This is a genomic window from Cupriavidus sp. IDO (genome assembly GCF_000812465.1).
In the GTDB taxonomy this organism is placed as follows: Bacteria; Pseudomonadota; Gammaproteobacteria; order Burkholderiales; family Burkholderiaceae; genus Cupriavidus.
Window position 1 is genome coordinate 1 of the sequence record NZ_JWMA01000170.1, and the last position, 15,146, is coordinate 15,146.

Below are 15,146 nucleotides of genomic sequence, written 5' to 3' on the forward strand. Positions count from 1 at the left end.
AAGTCGTCCTGGATCTGCCGGAAGGCATGGAAGCCAGTTACGCGGAGGTTTCCCTGCCCCGTTACCGGCGCGTGTTCACGCTATCCAAGGAACTAGATGCCGAAAAGGTTGTCGCCGAGTTCAACCACGGTGTGCTCAAGCTGCGCATCCCGAAAGCCGAATCCGCGCCGAGCCGCATTGAGGTCAAGGTGGCGTGATGTAAGCCGGGCGGGCCGTGGGCATCACCCATGGCTGCCCACACGTAGGCGGGCTGACATGCAACTGGAATCGTTGAAAGAGCGTTCCGGTTTTCTCCCCTCTGAACATTGAGGGGCCGACGATGCGACTGATCGAACTGGATGAACAGCAGGACTTTCTTGCGGCCTTGCAGCGTAATGGTCTGGCAGCAGGTGATTTCGAACTCCAGGAAACGGATACGACTGACCCAAAAGGCGACGAGAACTTCGGTTTGCAGGGCTACGTCACGGTAACCAGACTATCGACACAAGTTACAAGGGAATACCCCATCGGCTATGAAACCGATTGGGTTCAGCATTTCAGGAAAGATCTCGAGGCCGGCATCTTCGATAAGTCCGAATGAGACCCTGCATGCTATTGGGGCGGCGGGTGAAAGATGACCACCTGCCCGATTGGATACTCGCGTGGAAGCAGGCAGCTCCAGACCATGCGCCATTGTTTCATGCCTTCCACCGCCAACAAATAAAAGAGCAGCATGGCAGCGAGGATGAGAAAGAAGAATGCCGGTGGCGCGACGAAACCGAGATGCGCGCCAGCTGAGGTGAACGGCAGCAGCACTGCCACCGCCACCACCGCCAGTGAACAGGCGATGAGCCACGGATTCGGGTAGCTCCTGAAAGGATTCCTACGGGTGCGGATGATGAAGATAACCAGCACCTGCGTGGCCATGGACTCAATGAACCAGCCGGTATGGAAGAGCCTCTCGCCGGCATGAAAGACCGTCAGCATAATGTAGAAGGTGAGGAAGTCGAAGATCGAGCTGACCGGGCCGATAATCAACATGAAATTGCGGATGAAATTCATGTCCCAGTGGCGGGGATGGGAGTGTTAAAAACCTTGGGGTTCAAACTCCGAGAGCCCGAGTTGCTCCAAGAACTCAACGACTTCCCTTGACCTCGGTTCTGTTGGTGGCTCATACCTAGCGAGTCTCTCGACGAGGTCACCGTTGATCACGGCACAACGGACCTGGGCAAGCAAATGGACACCGTTCGGCGACCAGCGCATTTGTTGACGCTTGCACATGCGTTTGTTCAGCACCTGATTGACCGCAGATTCGGCCGGCGCGGTTGAGATGGGCTTGTCTTGACGATGTCGTGCTCCGTAATTGATCGTCGCCCCACCATTCGCATCGACATATGCAACAAGCTCTCGGGCCCGGTAGTCCAGCTGCCGTATACCGCAGCAAAAGTGGGTCTCCCGCACTTTGTGTGACGGCCGAGTCAAGGCCTTGATTTCCGGCCGATTTGGTCTACGTTGATCGTTACCATGAGGCAAGTTCTCGGTGGGATCGACCGTATTCTCGCCCGTGTGGGTAAGCGCTTCGTCTCCAGCGACGTGCGAGGGGAGACCAATACTGTCGAAGCCTGCAGTACAGTTCGCGGGGGCACCGTGTCCTGCCTGCCATAATTGGAGTCACCGACTCCACGGCCGCTATGTGCGCAAGCTGGAAGAACGTCCAATGCTCGAGCAGCGGGTCGTTCTCGCTATTGAGGTACGTCGCTTCAAGTTTCTTCTTCTTGTTGACGAACGTGGGCGAGCCTGCCCGGCTCGTGCCGGCCCCACGAGCTCACCCGTCTGCGATGGCGATCGGACTAGCGTGTCCAGCAGGACAAGGCAGGCCGGTCGTTCAGTTTGGCTTCAATACCCGCAGCCGCAGAAGCTCGATGTTCGCGCGGCCATACATCTGGCGCTTGAGGAACTTGAGCCGGTTGACGTGACCCTCGGTCTGGCCATTGCCCCATGGCAGCCTGAAGGCCGCCCGCACAGCCGGTAAGTCGGCGCGCAGGCTTTGCGCGAACCTACGCATTTCCGCAGCGTCGCAGCGCGACAGACGCTTCAACCATCGATCGAACTGCCGCGGACTTCGCCGGTGCATGAGCCCGAGAAATTCCCGCGCGAGGCTGCGGACCTCGCCCACCACGGGCTCGATCTTGCACAGCGCCTGCACGAAGCGCTCGTGCTCCGCACTCCTGGGCTCCTCGACGGCGAGCTTCCTCCATTCGACAAGCCATCCGAACACGCGCCGGGCCGACGGGCACGGCATCGTGCGCACGGGTGCCTGGACAAGCGGTACCTTGCCCTGCGGAAAGAGGAGGCGGACCACGCAATTCTGCACGGCGGCGCGACTGCCCGTATAGCCTCGCTGCTTGAGTTCTTGCCAGATCAGTTCAGGAAAGCGACAGCCCTGGGCGATTCGTTCCTCAATATAGCTGCGATGGGGATCCAAAGGCGTCGGACCCCGCGCCCTGGGTGCGCGCTCAGGGAAGGCCCCTGCGGTGACGAACTTGCGCACGGTTCGATGGTTGATTGAGAGCTCGCGCGCGATTCCTTTCATCGTGCCGCCCTGGGCGCGTAGCGCCATCACCCGCTCGTACAGCGCCAGCCGCGTGGCGCGTCGCTGATCGCTCAGGCGCTGCCATGACCGCAGTGAGGTGCCGCTCGGCAACCCCTGCCGGCCCAGGGTCACGCCACCGACCTCGACTTGCTGCGCGGCTTGGCGCAGTTGCGGCCCGAGTCGGTACAGCAACCTCTCGACGTTGTCGCGCAGGTTGCACAGCAGATGCCAGCGATCGGAGACTTGCCTGGCTGCCGGCAGCGCGATGTCGACCGCCTCGGAGTAGGCCCCGGCCCGGTCCCTGGCGACGATCTCGATCGATGGGTGCGCACCCATCCACGCGGCCACCGCAGTTGTTTCCCTGCCGGCGAACACTTCGATCGGCTCACGTCGCTCCAGGTCGACGATGATCGTTCCATACTGGTGACCGCGCGCGATCGCCAAGTCATCGATGCCGACGACCCGCGGTCGTGGTTTGCGCTTGCGCCCAGGAGCTCTTCGCAACTCCCGCAGCACGGTGTCGGCACTGCTGCGCAAGCCCAAGGCGTTAGCAAGCCGGGCTGCCGCCTCCCCACCGAGGGCGTGGCCCAGCGCGTACAACGCCCGAGCCTGCGATCGCGTTCGACGTTGATGCCGACCGGCCAAGGCGTGGATGTTCTCGGCAAACGTACGACGGGGGCAGCCGGCGTTCGCGCACTTGAAGCGACGCACCTCAACGGCGAGAACGACCCGCTGCTCGAGCATCGGTCGTTCTTCCAGACTGCGCACATAGCTGCCGTGGAGTCGGTTACTCCAACGACGGCAGGCAGGACAAGGTGCCGCGCGAACCGTACTGCGGGCTTCGACAGTGATGGTCTCCCCTCGCGCGTCGCTGGAGACGACGCGCTTACCCACACGGGCGAGAATACGATCAATCCCACCGAGAACTTGGCTCATGGTAACGATCAACGTGGGGCCAGATCGGCCCGAGATCAAGCCCTCGACGCGGCCGTCACACAAAGTGCGGAAGACCCATCTTTACTACACTTCACGGCCCCCTGACCCGGACTTGTGCCCCGGATGCTGGCCACCCGATCGGACTCGCCTTCTGGCGAGTGGGCAATCACGCGGTACTGCGCCTGTTCGCCCTGAAGGAGGCTGGTCAGCTTTTGAAACATTGTTGGAATGCTTGGGAGTCGCCGTAAAACGATTGTGGGTTGCCAACACGGAGGACGGATCCGAAGCGACGATCGGCTTCGGACCGTGTTGTGTTATGCGGAGACCAGCGAGCAGAAGCGCTCTAGATCAATATTGCCGCCGCTGATGATTACGCCAACCCGCTTGCCCTTCAGGGTCTCCTTCATCTTCAGGGCGGCGGCCAGGCCCAGGCAACCAGTGGGTTCAACGATCATCTTCATACGCGACGCAAAAAACTTCATCGCTTCGACCAGTTCCGCATCCGTTGCTGTGAAAATATCATCAACATCGCGCCGGATGATGCCGAACGTGTAGTCCCCGAGATGCTGGGTCTGCGCGCCGTCTGCAATCGTCTTCGGTGTTTCGATGTGGACGATCTCGCCGCGGCGGAAGGACTGCTGACCGTCATTCCCCGCTTCTGGCTCAACGCCGTAAAGCTTGCACTGTGGTGCCAGCGCCCGGGTGGTGAGCGCAGTGCCTGACAACAGGCCACCACCGCCCAGCGGCGCAAACAGGACGTCAAGCGGACCCACTTCCTCGAAGAGTTCCTTGGCGGCCGTACCTTGGCCAGCCAGGACGTCGGGGTGGTCATAGGGTGGAATCAGCGTAATGCCTTGCTCCGATGCCAGTCTGTGACCGATTGCCTCACGGTCTTCCTTGTAGCGATCGTAGATCGCGACGGTGGCGCCGTAGCCTTTCGTTGCCGCCACCTTGGCGGCCGGCGCATCATGCGGCATCACAATGGTGGCAGGCATCCCAAGCAGCTTGGCGGACAGGGCGATGCCCTGGGCATGGTTGCCCGACGAGAACGCCACCACGCCGGCGCGCCGTTGCTTCGGGGAGAACTTCGACAGCGAATTGAAGGCGCCCCGGAACTTGAACGCCCCCATCCGCTGGAAATTCTCGCACTTGAAAAAGACTTCGGCGCCGATGATCTCGTCCAGGGTACGGGAGGTGTTGACCGGCGTGCGATTTGCAAAGCCGGCGAGACGGGCAGCGGCAGCCTCTACGTCCGCGAAGGTGGGTAGATTGAGAGTCGTCATAGATAATCCGCAAAATCAAGAGTGAATTACCAAGGCCACGCGACACGCGTGCCTGTGCCCTGGGCAACTGAACCTCGCGAAGGAATAGGAAGAATTGGCCGTAGCTTCGTGCTGAGGCCATGATTAAAAGCGCATCCTGAACACGGCATGGCGGCCCTCTTCGTTACCACCGTTACATCCCGCCGTGAGGCCCCACGGCGCTGGCAGTGTTCAAGCAATTAAGCTACCGAGCCGAGCAATGCCCTCCTCAATCTTGTCCGGAATGACCGTGACAAAGGCAAGCCTCATGGTATTCGTGCGAGGATTTCTGGCATAGAAGGGCGCGCCAGGTACGAATGCCACGTTGTTGGCCACCGCCTCTTCCAGGAGGGCCATCGCATCGATGTGCTCGGGCAACTCCACCCAGATGAACATACCCCCTTCTGGTCGGGTCCAACGGACGCCAGGCGGCATGTGGCGCGATAGCGCATCCAGCATCACCGAACAGTGCTTGCCATATAGGTCACAAACTGCGGCAAGATGACCTTCGAGCATTCCTGTCTTCAGGACTTCGTAGACCAAACGCTGCGTGAAGCTAGGCGTATGCAGGTCTGACGCCTGTTTGGCTTGCACGAGCTTGCCATGGATCTCCGCCGGCGCTATCACATACCCCAAACGCAGGCCGGGAGCCATAATCTTGGAAAATGACCCCATGTACACCACGCCCGACGGATTCAGTGACTGCAGGGATGGCAATGGGGAGTTGCTGTAGCATAATTCGCCGTAGGGGTTATCTTCGACCAGCAGGAGACCAAGCTCGCGTGCTCGAGCAACGAGAGTCAGGCGACGTTTCAGCGTCAGCCTGCGCCCTGTCGGATTCTGGAAATTTGGGATTGTGTAAAGGAACCTGGCGTCGGCGGCAAGCGCTTCGGTCAGCAATTCCGGCTGCAGACCATGATCGTCGGTCGGAACCTCGGCATAGCTTGCTTCGGACAGCGAGAAGGCTTGCAACGCGCCCAGATAGGTCGGCGCTTCAACCAACACCTTGCTCCCTGGGTCAATGAAGACCTTTGCCAACAAGTCTAGCGCCTGCTGAGAGCCTGTCGTGATGAGCACGTTGCCTACGTCGGCGCCATGCCTGTCCGCTATCCATTGGCGCAACGGCTGGAAGCCTTCGGTCGGTGCATACTGCAGCGCCGCTGCCGGCGCGTCAGCAAACAGGCGTTCACAGGCAGACTGCAGTGCCTGAACAGGAAATGTCTGCGCTGCCGGTAAGCCGCCAGCAAAGGAGATAATTTCCTCCCTTTCGGTCAACTTGAGGATTTCGCGGATGGCGGAACTGGTGAGCCCCTCCGCCCTACGGGAGAATTTGATGATAGTCATATTGGGGTATTCATTGGTGTCTTGCTAGCTCAGGTTTGTAGGCACGCCCGCCCCTGACCTGCAGCCAAAATCTCAACGCATTGATGCGAGCCAGATATCCAAGGTCGCTAGGATGGTATTCACGCAGGTTGCTTTCGGGGCCAAATTGCCCAATTGACCGCCGCAACCAGCGTCATAGGTTGGGCGGGTGACCGGACGGGGTTACCGTCCGTCCCTTCCTCTCGGCGAAAATTAGCCGGGATTGCCGGTTCGTTTCATCGCCTCGAAGTGTGACGGGGTGGCCGTCGACTCTTCGTCTTTCAAGAAATAAATGCAGAGTGAATGGCTTCCTACGCTACACGTCGGAGTCAGTTGCTATAGCAGTCGGTGCGTCTATATCGGAGCTTGACTGGAATACGCTCGGCGTACGAGTTCTGTGAAATCCCTCGTATGCGAGAAAAGCACCGAAATTTCTTTGCGAGTTGTCTAAAACGAAGTTGCCCCAACCTGCACGCAGTTGCGGCCTGCCGCCATCCACGCGCAGGCATGTGCCCGTGATGAAGGAAGCCGCTGGGCCAAGCAAGAAGCAAATCGCAGCTGAGACTTCCGCTTCTGTTGCGAAGCGACCAGCTGGCACGGTCTGCGCCAGTCCTCGTATAAGGTCACCCGCTTCCCGCGGGTAGTGGTCCATACCGCTAGATGCGACATAGCCGGGAGCAACCGCGTTCACGCGAACACCACTTCGCGCCCATTCAAGCGCTGCAGTCTCGGTCAAGCTCAACATCCCTGCACGGGCGGCACCGCTATGCCCCATGAGGGGCATTGATCCAACGGTGTCTGCGATCACGTTTACAATCGCGCCGCCGGTGTGGCACATGCTTTGGGTGTAGCACTCTCGCGAGAACAGAAATCCCCCCGTGAGATTGGTCTGCACTACAGCATCCCATCCCTTGTCGCTGACTTCAGCCAAAGGGCTGATGTATTGCCCGCCGGCGTTATTCACCAAGGCGTCAATTCTGCCGTAGCGGTTCACAATGTTGGAGACGGCTTGCGCGACTTGCCTGCCATCCCGAATGTCACAGGACTGGAAGGTGGCCTGACCACCATCCCTCCGGATTTCCTCAACGACAGCTCCTAGTTTGGCCTCATTCCGTCCCACAAGCACGACCTCAGCACCGAGGCTCACCAGTTCGTGGGCACAACACCGCCCAATACCGGACCCGCCACCGGTGACAATAGCGATGTCACCTTCGAACAGACCGCGGGTAAATACACTGTTGTAGTGCATCACACTGCTCCTCTTCCTACGAGCGGGCGAAATTCGTCGTCGAAATTGTTGAGTGACGGCATGGAAAGCACCTGCCTGGAATCGAGCGTCGATATCGCCTTCTGTAGATCTCGCAGCAGTTCCTTACGTTCCGTAGCACCGATGTATGGAACGTGGTAGGCGATGAATGGCTCAAGTACGTCGTAGCCAACGTAAGCGAGACTGCCTTGCAGCAGGTGTCGCAGCATTGTTCCTATTTCCCCGTGGATGGCGCCTTCACCGAACATGTGACTGCGACCCCCAAGCGATGTCACGACCAGAGCGCGCTTACCTACCATGCCGCCGCGGTCATAAACCCGTCGGCCGCCGTAAAAGACGCCAGATAGAAACACCCTGTCAATCCACCCTTTGAGAATGGCGGGAACGGAGAACCAGAACACCGGAAAAACGAAAACGAGCAGGCCGGCATCCTTTACGGACTCAACTTCAGCGGCAATATCGGGCGCGAGTGCCTCGTGCTCCACGGCGTGACGTTGTTCCAATGAATACACGAGATAGTCCGGGTTCCTCCGCTCGACGAAATCATCCGGGTGTGCGACTGGATTAAAGCGCTGAGCATATAGATCGGAGCAGGTAACCTTCCAGCCTTGCTCGCGAAGACCTGCTACAACCGTGTCGCGCATAGCACCAACGAACGACTTTTGTTCGAAGTGAGCGTAGACGATGTGGGCGATGCGCTGACTCATGACTTCACTCCCTTCCCTTGCATACGTAACTCCACGATGGCACGGTTGATTTCCACGATTTCCGCTTCAATGCGCTCATGTACATCCTCTGCGCATGTCAGCCAGGACTTGATGCGCTGGTAGGTGCCGAAATCCTTGGCACCCAGCGCGCGAGCTCGTTCAAGCGTCCTCTCGGACAAGTCCTCAGCTGTCGAAAGTTCAGTTACCAAGCCCCAACGCTCGGCAGCTTCGCTCGTAAAGATTTCCCCACCCAACAACATTTGCTTCGCTCTAAGACTGCCCACACTGCGTGCCAGCAGTAAGCTGCTGCCGGCCTCCGGCGCGATGCCAAGGTCCACGAACGGAAGTCGAAGCCTTGCGTCAGGGGTCGCGATGACCCAATCTGCGTGCAATAGCATGGTGGCGCCAACGCCGGCAGCGAAGCCGTGCACGCCTACCACCAGTGGCTTAAGAACCTTCGCCAGACGGTGTAGAAACACGGGCACCGGGTCATTCGGCAACTGAGGCCACTCGTCGAATGCAGTTAGATCGTGTCCAGCGGAGAATCCACTGCCCTCCCCGGTAACAGCGATGGCGCGAACACCCGGGTGGGCGTCTGCTAAGCCAAGACTCTCAGCCAAGGCAGTGAACATCTCCATCGTCAGTGCGTTGCGCTTGTGCGGTCGGCGTAAAACGATGTGCCAAACCGTACCCTTCAAAGAAGCTTCGATGCCCTCAAATTGGTCGTCACCTACCTGGACGCTCATGACGGCTCCTGCCCCAAGAGCGGAAGTTTTCCGACCAACTTGCAAATGGGCTTGCGATCACCCACAAGGGCAAGCCCGACATATCGGATATCGGCGCGGCCAACTTTAGTCATGGCATCGAGGAACTCGTCGTAGTTTTTTGTCTGCTGGCCCTCGACAGGAAAACGCACAACATCAAACCCCGCAACGTCTGCCGCGGCTGCAAGCTTGGCAAGCTGGTCCTGCGCCGCGGCCAGTACGGCGATTCCGATGGGGATGAGACCTGGCATGTCGCCACCATCGGCATCGATAAGCGGAGCGCCAACCAATCCAGGATGACGTTGTCCAACGGTCAGAGAAAGCACTGCCGCGGCGTTCGCAGCTCGGCCGGCAGGAAGTGCGCTGTCTACTACTACTACGCAGCGTTCCGGCATATTACGACGCGGTTCAGTGTCTTGAATTGCTTCGTTCATGGCATTTTGTGGCATCAAGCCCAGAGGTTATTCAGGTACTCCCCATAGCCAGGGGTGTGATTGGTATCTTGACTCCCGCCTGTGATATCGGCGACTAACTCTCGCATGCGCGCTCTCGTGGGGTCGATGGTTCGCTCCTTGACGTGACCATAGCCACGAATGCTGGCGGGCAGCTTCGCTAGCTCCAGGCATTCTGCAGACCGTACCGCCAAGAATGGCAGTACCGCTGTCACAGCTTTACGGTACTCAACCGCCAAGGTCCGCTCAGTCCGACGCTCATGCGTGTATCCAAACGGATCGAACGGCGTACCGCGCAGGAACCGCAACTTCGCCAGCGCCGCAAAAATATGGCGCATCCACGGGCCATAGCGCCGCTTCTGGAGCTCACCGCGTTTGTTTCTGCGGGAAAACAGCGGCGGAGCAAGGTGATATTCCAGCTGTAAATCACCGTCGAACTGGCCGCGGACGGATGCTAAGAATTCGGGATCACTGTGAAGACGGCCGATCTCGTACTCGTCTTTGTAGCTCAGCAGCTTCGCGAGATTACTTGCAACCTCAATGGCGAAGTCTCCACTGCCACCGATGCTGTCACAGGCAGTCTTCACATCCTGTACGAACGCTACATAGTCCTCCGCGTAGCGTTTGTTCTGGTATGCGTGCAAGTGCGCCTGTCGCAGAGCGACTACATCCTCAAAACGACGCTTACGCTGTGGCAGCCAACGAACAACCACTCCAGCAGGCTTCAAGGCCTTATCTACGCGCGCCATGTCGTGCGCAGCCCACCGCCCAAGGCGCAGTGCCAACAGGTTGCGCTCGACCTGCTGGCCGTTCAGCCGAATCGCTTCTTCGATGGCGGAAATTGATAGCGGCAACCACCCCTTCTGCCATGCGTAGCCCAGCATCACGGGATTGGCGAAGATCGCATCGCCAAACACAGAGACGGCCAGCGTCTGTGCGTTCAACCATGACACCCCGGCGCCCATGGCCCCATTGATTTTGGCCCGGAGATCGCCTTCCGGCATATTCCAATCCCCGTTGCGCACGAAATCAGCTGTCGTCGACACATCGCCATTCACTACCCCTCGAGCGCGTCCGGATTGGAGCTTGGAGAGCGTGTCAGGATGCGCACTGACGACAAGGTCGCAGCCAATCATGACGTCCGCCTGTCCCGCCGCAATGCGCGATGCCGTAAGCTCGCTGTCTGTAGCGGCGAGACGCACGTGACTCCAAACGGCACCTCCTTTCTGCGCCAACCCAGCCATATCGAGGACACTGCTCTTCCACCCTTGGATGTGAGCAGCCATGCCCAACAATGCGCCGATGGTTACGACGCCAGTACCACCAACGCCATTCACAAGAACGTTCGTCGCCTGTCGACTTTCCGCCTCAGGCATCGGGGGCGTTCCCCAATCGTCGAGATCCAAGTTGGATGCCGAGCCAGGACTAGACGATGACTTCCTCTCGGATTTCAGCCGGGCGCCCTTCACTGAGACAAAACTTGGACAGAAGCCTTCAATGCAGGACATATCCTTGTTGCAGGACGACTGATTGATTTGGCGCTTACGACCAAGCTCGGTTTCCAAGGGTTCCACCGACAGGCAGTTGCTCTTAACAGAGCAATCACCGCAACCTTCGCAGACTGCTGGATTGATGACGACCCGAACGGCAGGGTCGGGATAGGTGCCACGTTTGCGGCGTCGGCGCTTTTCGCTGGCACATGTCTGGTCGTAGATCAAAACCGAGACACCCTCGAAGGCGGCAAGCGACTGCTGAACGGTGTCAAGTTCCCCGCGATCATGTACCGATGCCTCCGCGGGGAACTTAGTGCCTGCCACCGCGTACTTTTCAATATCGTCGCTTACGATCGCGATGCGCTTGACCCCCTCTGCAGCGACCTGGCGCGCGATGCGGTCAACAGTGAGCTGGCCTTCGATTGGCTGGCCCCCAGTCATGGCCACCGCATCGTTGAAGAGAATTTTGTAGGTCATCGAGACCTTGGCAGCAATTGCCTGCCGGATGGCGAGGGATCCTGAATGAAAATATGTGCCGTCGCCAAGGTTTGCGAAAATGTGCTTGCGTCGCGAGAAAACGCTCTGTGCAATCCAGGGCACACCTTCGGCACCCATGTGCGTGTACGTCTCCGTGTTGCGGTCCATCCAGTTCGCCATGTAGTGGCAGCCGATACCCGCCATTGCTCGCGAGCCCGTCGGAACCTTCGTCGAGCTGTTGTGAGGACAGCCGGAACAGAAGTACGGCTTACGAACTGCTGGCGGTGGATCCGACACAGCCAAGGCAAGTGCATCCACACATCCCCTTACCGCAGACATGTCTGGACTGTCCGTATTCAAGCCCAGTCGCTTAGCAATGGTGACCGCAATCTCTACGGGAGTGAGTTCATAGTCGCTGCGCAGCAGGGTTTCGCTTTGCGGGGTTCCCCACTCTCCGCCTCCGGTACCAACGCTCTTGCCCGTCACGCGAACGGCCAGTCGACCCGCGACGGCGTCTGCGTAGAGTTCGTCCTTGATCTGCTGTTCAATCAAGGGACGCTTTTCTTCGACAACAAACAATTCGTCCAGCCCTTCCGCAAACTCTCGAACTACCGTCGGCTCGAGGGGCCACACCATCCCCAATTTGAGCAGCGCCAGCCCATGTTCGCTGGCTTTTTCTGCGTCGTTGATGCCGAGCAGCGAGAACGCCTGCTTGACATCGTTGTACGTTTTTCCTGCACAGACAATGCCAATTCGCGCTCCAGTCTTCTTGAACTCAATGCGATTGAGGTTGTTGGCGCGGCAATACTCGAGCGCTGCAGGCAGCCGCTCTCTGATAATCCGAGGCTCTTGCTCGGCCCAGACATCCGGCCATCGGATGTGCAGCCGGTTCTCGTTGGGTGAGGAGAACTCGGGAATCGTTGTCTGAACGCGCCAAGCTCCGACGTCCACCACCGATGTGGTCTCCACCACGTCCGAAACGCATTTCATGCCGACCCACAGGCCACTGTGCCGGCTCATCGCCCACCCGTGGATGCCGAGATCCAAATACTCCTGCACGTTGGACGGGTACAGCACAGGGATGAACGCGGCGACCATTGCCTGCTCACTCTGATGGCCAAACGTAGAGGACTTTGCGGTGTGGTCGTCGGCTGCCAGCACCAGGACACCCCCCAAAGGAGACGTCCCCGCGCCATTACCATGCTTGAGTGCATCTCCGCTGCGGTCAACGCCCGGGCCTTTGCCGTACCACATCGCAAAGACACCGTCGACGGTAGCCTCCGATGGGAACAGCGAGAGCTGCTGCGTACCCCAACATGCTGTCGCCGCGAGGTCCTCGTTGATAGCAGGCTGGAAATGGACCCCGCAGGCCTTGAGCATCTTGCCCGCGGACCACAGGGTCTGGTCGAAGCCTGACAACGGAGACCCGCGGTAGCCGCTCACGAAGCCACCGGTATTGAGCCCCGACTCTCGATCACGCTCTGCCTGGTTTAGCAGTAGCCGAACAAGCGCTTGCGAGCCACTTAGCAGCGCGTTGCCTTGCTTCTTCTCGTACTTGTCGCTCAGGGCTACGCCTGAAGGGTTGCTGTTTGCAACCATCTCATCCCGATGACCCATGTTGGATTCCTCGTGCGGGGTGTTAATAGGTACTGCCTAATGCGACTTGGCTTCGAACCGCTTCAGGGCCATCGAAAGATCGGCGTGCAAATCCATTAGCGCATTCTCCGAAGGCCTGCGCGGAGCGAAAGCGGAGAACAGCATGTCCGTGAGTTGCGTACTCGTGACTGCGATATCCGGCTTCGATCCCGACACCACGTAGTCCCACAGAACATGTTCCATGGACCCATAGACCATATCGCGCATCAGCCTGAGTGGCATGTCGTTGCGAATGACGCCAGCTTCATGCGCTGTTCTGAGTGCAGTCATGAGTGGAGCGGTGTAGCTACGTTTCAATTCGGCAATGATTTCCGTGAACGCCTTATCGGCAGTACGTCCTTCTGTCAGGACCAGCGCACAAATGCCAACACCTTCGCCCATCAAGTTGTCTAAGTGCTTGCGAACGATGAATTGCAGTTGGTCGCGTAGCCCGCCGCCTGTCGGCAATTGCGACTGGATCTCAGCGGTGATATGTCCGTACCAGCGCCGGATAACTTCGACGCACAACTCACGCTTGCTTCCGAAGTAGGCAAACACTGTTGCCTCCGAAACGCCTGCGCGCTGGGCTATCTCTTGGGTCGTCGCTCTCTCGAATCCATGTGAAGCGAAAACATCCTTGGCCACGGCCAGCAACTCCTCGATGCGCTGCTCTGAACGATGGGTTGCGGCCTGACGCCGCCCGGAAGTTGCCATGGAATTCTCCTGAGTGTTACTCACATTCTAGTCAACAACTGCGAGCTAATGCAATGTTTACTTGGATTTGTAGGCTGAGTGATACTCACACTCCCGTCGCCGCAGGTCGTTAGTGCCCATAGATCACCTATTGAGTGACGTGCGAGGCCTAGCCACGCCCAGCAGCTCTCTGAACGCGTGCCCCTGTTGCCGATCGCTAATTCCGCCTACCATGGGCGCTTTCTTCTGCCGGCGCGATGCCCAGGGCACTGAGCGCTGGTGGCTCGAGGTGACCGGCAAGGGGAACAAGACCCGGCTGGTACCGGCCACCGACGAGCTGATCGCCGAACTGGCGCGCTACCGCCGCGCGCACGGACTGCCGGCCACGCCGCAGCCCGGGGAGACACGCCCGCTGGTGCTGCCGGTCATCGGCCGTGATCAGGGGCGCGACAAGGCCCTGTCACGTGCGCGACAACTTTGGCCATGCCTCGATCGCGACCACCAGCGCGTACCTGCACAGCGAAGAGGATGCGCGGCATGAGGCCACCCAAGCGCGGCACCGCATCGGTTGGACCAGCAAGACCTAGGATGAGCCCGCATCGCAACACCGCACTGCGCGAAGCCGTCGATCGTCACGCCAGCAGCGTGGCAAGCAACCTGCATTGCGACTTTCCCTCCCGCCCAAGCGCCACCGCCACGCTATTCAAGCCATGAACCCATCTCGCTACAGCGACAGTGACATTGCCGCCGTCTATCGCGTCATCCGGGAGCGTCGCGACATGCGCCACTTTCGGCCGGACCCGCTCGATCCTGCCTTGCTGGAACGCTTGTTGCACGCTGCGCATCTCGCCCCCAGCGTCGGCTTCATGCAACCCTGGCGCTTCATCCGCCTCACTGACAGGAGCCTGAGAACGCAGGTCCACGCGCTGGTCGATGCCGAACGCCAGCGCACCGCGCTCGCCCTGGGCGAACGCCAGGACGAGTTCATGCGACTCAAGGTGGAGGGCATCCTGGACTGTGGGGAAGTCCTGGTGGCAGCGCTGATGGATGGACGTGAGCGCCATATCTTCGGTCGGCGCACCATGCCGGACATGGATCTCGCTTCGGTGACCTGCGCCATCCAGAACCTCTGGCTTGCGGCGCGCGCCGAAGGAATCGGCGTGGGCTGGGTTTCCTTGTTCGACCCGGAACCGCTTGGCCGGCTGCTGCGGCTGCCGCCCGGTGCCCGGCCAGTGGCGGTGCTGTGCCTCGGCCAGGTCGACACCTTCTATGAGAAGCCGATGCTGGAACAGGAAGATTGGGCCAGGGACGGCAATCCCTGGACGAGATGGTGTTCGAGAATGGTTGGACCAACCCCAGCCCCCCAATCGCCCGGGCTGATGATGGATTCGGCAATTGTGTTCTTAGAAAATCACGATGGCCATAAGTTGACGCGCTCAGCGTTTCCGCACCCCAATCGAGGAGCCCTTCCGAGCCCTGACGCTCAT

General features: G+C 59.4%; 12 protein-coding genes and 4 pseudogenes. 5 read left to right on the forward strand and 11 right to left on the reverse strand.

Annotated features, from left to right (window positions below):
- Together RM96_RS31260 and RM96_RS31265 are read left to right on the forward strand one after the other, a co-directional pair.
- The coding region (locus RM96_RS31260; RefSeq protein WP_039015622.1) for an Hsp20/alpha crystallin family protein at positions 1-197 on the forward strand (197 nt) is incomplete at its 5' end.
- A 122-nt stretch (positions 198-319) separates the two neighbouring features.
- Positions 320-580, forward strand: coding sequence for a hypothetical protein (locus RM96_RS31265; RefSeq protein ID WP_039015623.1), 261 nt, complete (start codon positions 320-322; stop codon positions 578-580).
- Positions 581-591: 11 nt separating this feature from the next.
- Here the strand turns inward: RM96_RS31265 and RM96_RS31270 are convergent, their stop codons facing one another.
- Together RM96_RS31270 and RM96_RS38100 are read right to left on the reverse strand one after the other, a co-directional pair.
- Positions 592-1,041, reverse strand: coding sequence for a cation transporting ATPase C-terminal domain-containing protein (locus tag RM96_RS31270; RefSeq protein WP_039015624.1), 450 nt, complete (start codon positions 1,039-1,041; stop codon positions 592-594).
- Positions 1,042-1,055: 14 nt separating this feature from the next.
- A pseudogene (locus RM96_RS38100) lies at positions 1,056-1,413 on the reverse strand (ISKra4-like element ISBte2 family transposase); the annotation flags it as partial.
- A gap of 90 nt (positions 1,414-1,503) precedes the next feature.
- Between RM96_RS38100 and RM96_RS41015 the strand changes: the two are divergent.
- A pseudogene (locus tag RM96_RS41015) lies at positions 1,504-1,744 on the forward strand (ISL3 family transposase); the annotation flags it as partial.
- Between the two features lie 120 nt (positions 1,745-1,864).
- On the opposite strand, the gene RM96_RS31275 reads toward RM96_RS41015, so the two are convergent.
- The 9 genes from RM96_RS31275 to RM96_RS31315 form a co-directional block, all read right to left on the reverse strand.
- The gene (locus RM96_RS31275; protein WP_082016804.1) at positions 1,865-3,508 is read right to left on the reverse strand and encodes an ISL3 family transposase; all 1,644 of its coding nucleotides are present in this window, start codon (positions 3,506-3,508) and stop codon (positions 1,865-1,867) included.
- Positions 3,509-3,822: 314 nt separating this feature from the next.
- Complete coding sequence (locus tag RM96_RS31280; protein ID WP_039015625.1) at positions 3,823-4,791, reverse strand: threo-3-hydroxy-L-aspartate ammonia-lyase; 969 nt, start codon at positions 4,789-4,791, stop codon at positions 3,823-3,825.
- A gap of 210 nt (positions 4,792-5,001) precedes the next feature.
- A complete protein-coding gene (locus tag RM96_RS31285) occupies positions 5,002-6,153 on the reverse strand; it encodes an aminotransferase-like domain-containing protein (protein WP_039015626.1) in 1,152 nt (383 codons plus the stop codon).
- Between the two features lie 334 nt (positions 6,154-6,487).
- Positions 6,488-7,420, reverse strand: a complete 933-nt coding sequence (locus tag RM96_RS31290; RefSeq protein WP_052279859.1) for an SDR family oxidoreductase — start codon at positions 7,418-7,420, stop codon at positions 6,488-6,490.
- The gene (locus tag RM96_RS31295; RefSeq protein WP_039015627.1) at positions 7,420-8,145 is read right to left on the reverse strand and encodes an NAD(P)H-dependent oxidoreductase; all 726 of its coding nucleotides are present in this window, start codon (positions 8,143-8,145) and stop codon (positions 7,420-7,422) included. The genes RM96_RS31290 and RM96_RS31295 overlap by 1 nt, the downstream gene beginning before the upstream one ends.
- Complete coding sequence (locus RM96_RS31300; protein WP_039015628.1) at positions 8,142-8,891, reverse strand: enoyl-CoA hydratase-related protein; 750 nt, start codon at positions 8,889-8,891, stop codon at positions 8,142-8,144. The genes RM96_RS31295 and RM96_RS31300 overlap by 4 nt, the downstream gene beginning before the upstream one ends.
- Positions 8,888-9,343 carry a DUF2000 domain-containing protein gene (locus RM96_RS31305; RefSeq protein ID WP_202966762.1) on the reverse strand — a complete coding sequence of 152 codons (456 nt, stop codon included), beginning with the start codon at positions 9,341-9,343 and terminating at the stop codon, positions 8,888-8,890. The genes RM96_RS31300 and RM96_RS31305 overlap by 4 nt, the downstream gene beginning before the upstream one ends.
- 14 nt (positions 9,344-9,357) lie before the next feature.
- Positions 9,358-12,948: an indolepyruvate ferredoxin oxidoreductase family protein gene (locus tag RM96_RS31310; RefSeq protein ID WP_052279860.1), complete on the reverse strand. Its 3,591-nt coding sequence runs from the start codon at positions 12,946-12,948 to the stop codon at positions 9,358-9,360.
- Between the two features lie 36 nt (positions 12,949-12,984).
- Positions 12,985-13,680, reverse strand: coding sequence for a TetR/AcrR family transcriptional regulator (locus tag RM96_RS31315; protein WP_039015630.1), 696 nt, complete (start codon positions 13,678-13,680; stop codon positions 12,985-12,987).
- A 211-nt stretch (positions 13,681-13,891) separates the two neighbouring features.
- On the opposite strand from RM96_RS31315, the pseudogene RM96_RS31320 reads away from it, so the two are divergent.
- Both RM96_RS31320 and bluB read left to right on the forward strand, forming a co-directional pair.
- A pseudogene (locus RM96_RS31320) lies at positions 13,892-14,246 on the forward strand (tyrosine-type recombinase/integrase); the annotation flags it as partial.
- Positions 14,247-14,369: 123 nt separating this feature from the next.
- Positions 14,370-15,085 (forward strand): annotated as a pseudogene (gene bluB / locus RM96_RS31325) (5,6-dimethylbenzimidazole synthase).
- Positions 15,086-15,146: the final 61 nt, after the last annotated feature.

Excerpts from the sequence above, each read along its gene's own strand:
- RM96_RS31265 (WP_039015623.1), top strand. The coding sequence starts at position 320 with ATGCGACTGATCGAACTGGATGAACAGCAGGACTTTCTTGCGGCCTTG.
- RM96_RS31270 (WP_039015624.1), bottom strand. The coding sequence starts at position 1,041 with ATGAATTTCATCCGCAATTTCATGTTGATTATCGGCCCGGTCAGCTCG.
- RM96_RS31275 (WP_082016804.1), bottom strand. The coding sequence starts at position 3,508 with ATGAGCCAAGTTCTCGGTGGGATTGATCGTATTCTCGCCCGTGTGGGT.
- RM96_RS31280 (WP_039015625.1), bottom strand. The coding sequence starts at position 4,791 with ATGACGACTCTCAATCTACCCACCTTCGCGGACGTAGAGGCTGCCGCT.
- RM96_RS31285 (WP_039015626.1), bottom strand. The coding sequence starts at position 6,153 with ATGACTATCATCAAATTCTCCCGTAGGGCGGAGGGGCTCACCAGTTCC.
- RM96_RS31290 (WP_052279859.1), bottom strand. The coding sequence starts at position 7,420 with ATGCACTACAACAGTGTATTTACCCGCGGTCTGTTCGAAGGTGACATC.
- RM96_RS31295 (WP_039015627.1), bottom strand. The coding sequence starts at position 8,145 with ATGAGTCAGCGCATCGCCCACATCGTCTACGCTCACTTCGAACAAAAG.
- RM96_RS31300 (WP_039015628.1), bottom strand. The coding sequence starts at position 8,891 with ATGAGCGTCCAGGTAGGTGACGACCAATTTGAGGGCATCGAAGCTTCT.
- RM96_RS31305 (WP_202966762.1), bottom strand. The coding sequence starts at position 9,343 with ATGAACGAAGCAATTCAAGACACTGAACCGCGTCGTAATATGCCGGAA.
- RM96_RS31310 (WP_052279860.1), bottom strand. The coding sequence starts at position 12,948 with ATGGGTCATCGGGATGAGATGGTTGCAAACAGCAACCCTTCAGGCGTA.
- RM96_RS31315 (WP_039015630.1), bottom strand. The coding sequence starts at position 13,680 with ATGGCAACTTCCGGGCGGCGTCAGGCCGCAACCCATCGTTCAGAGCAG.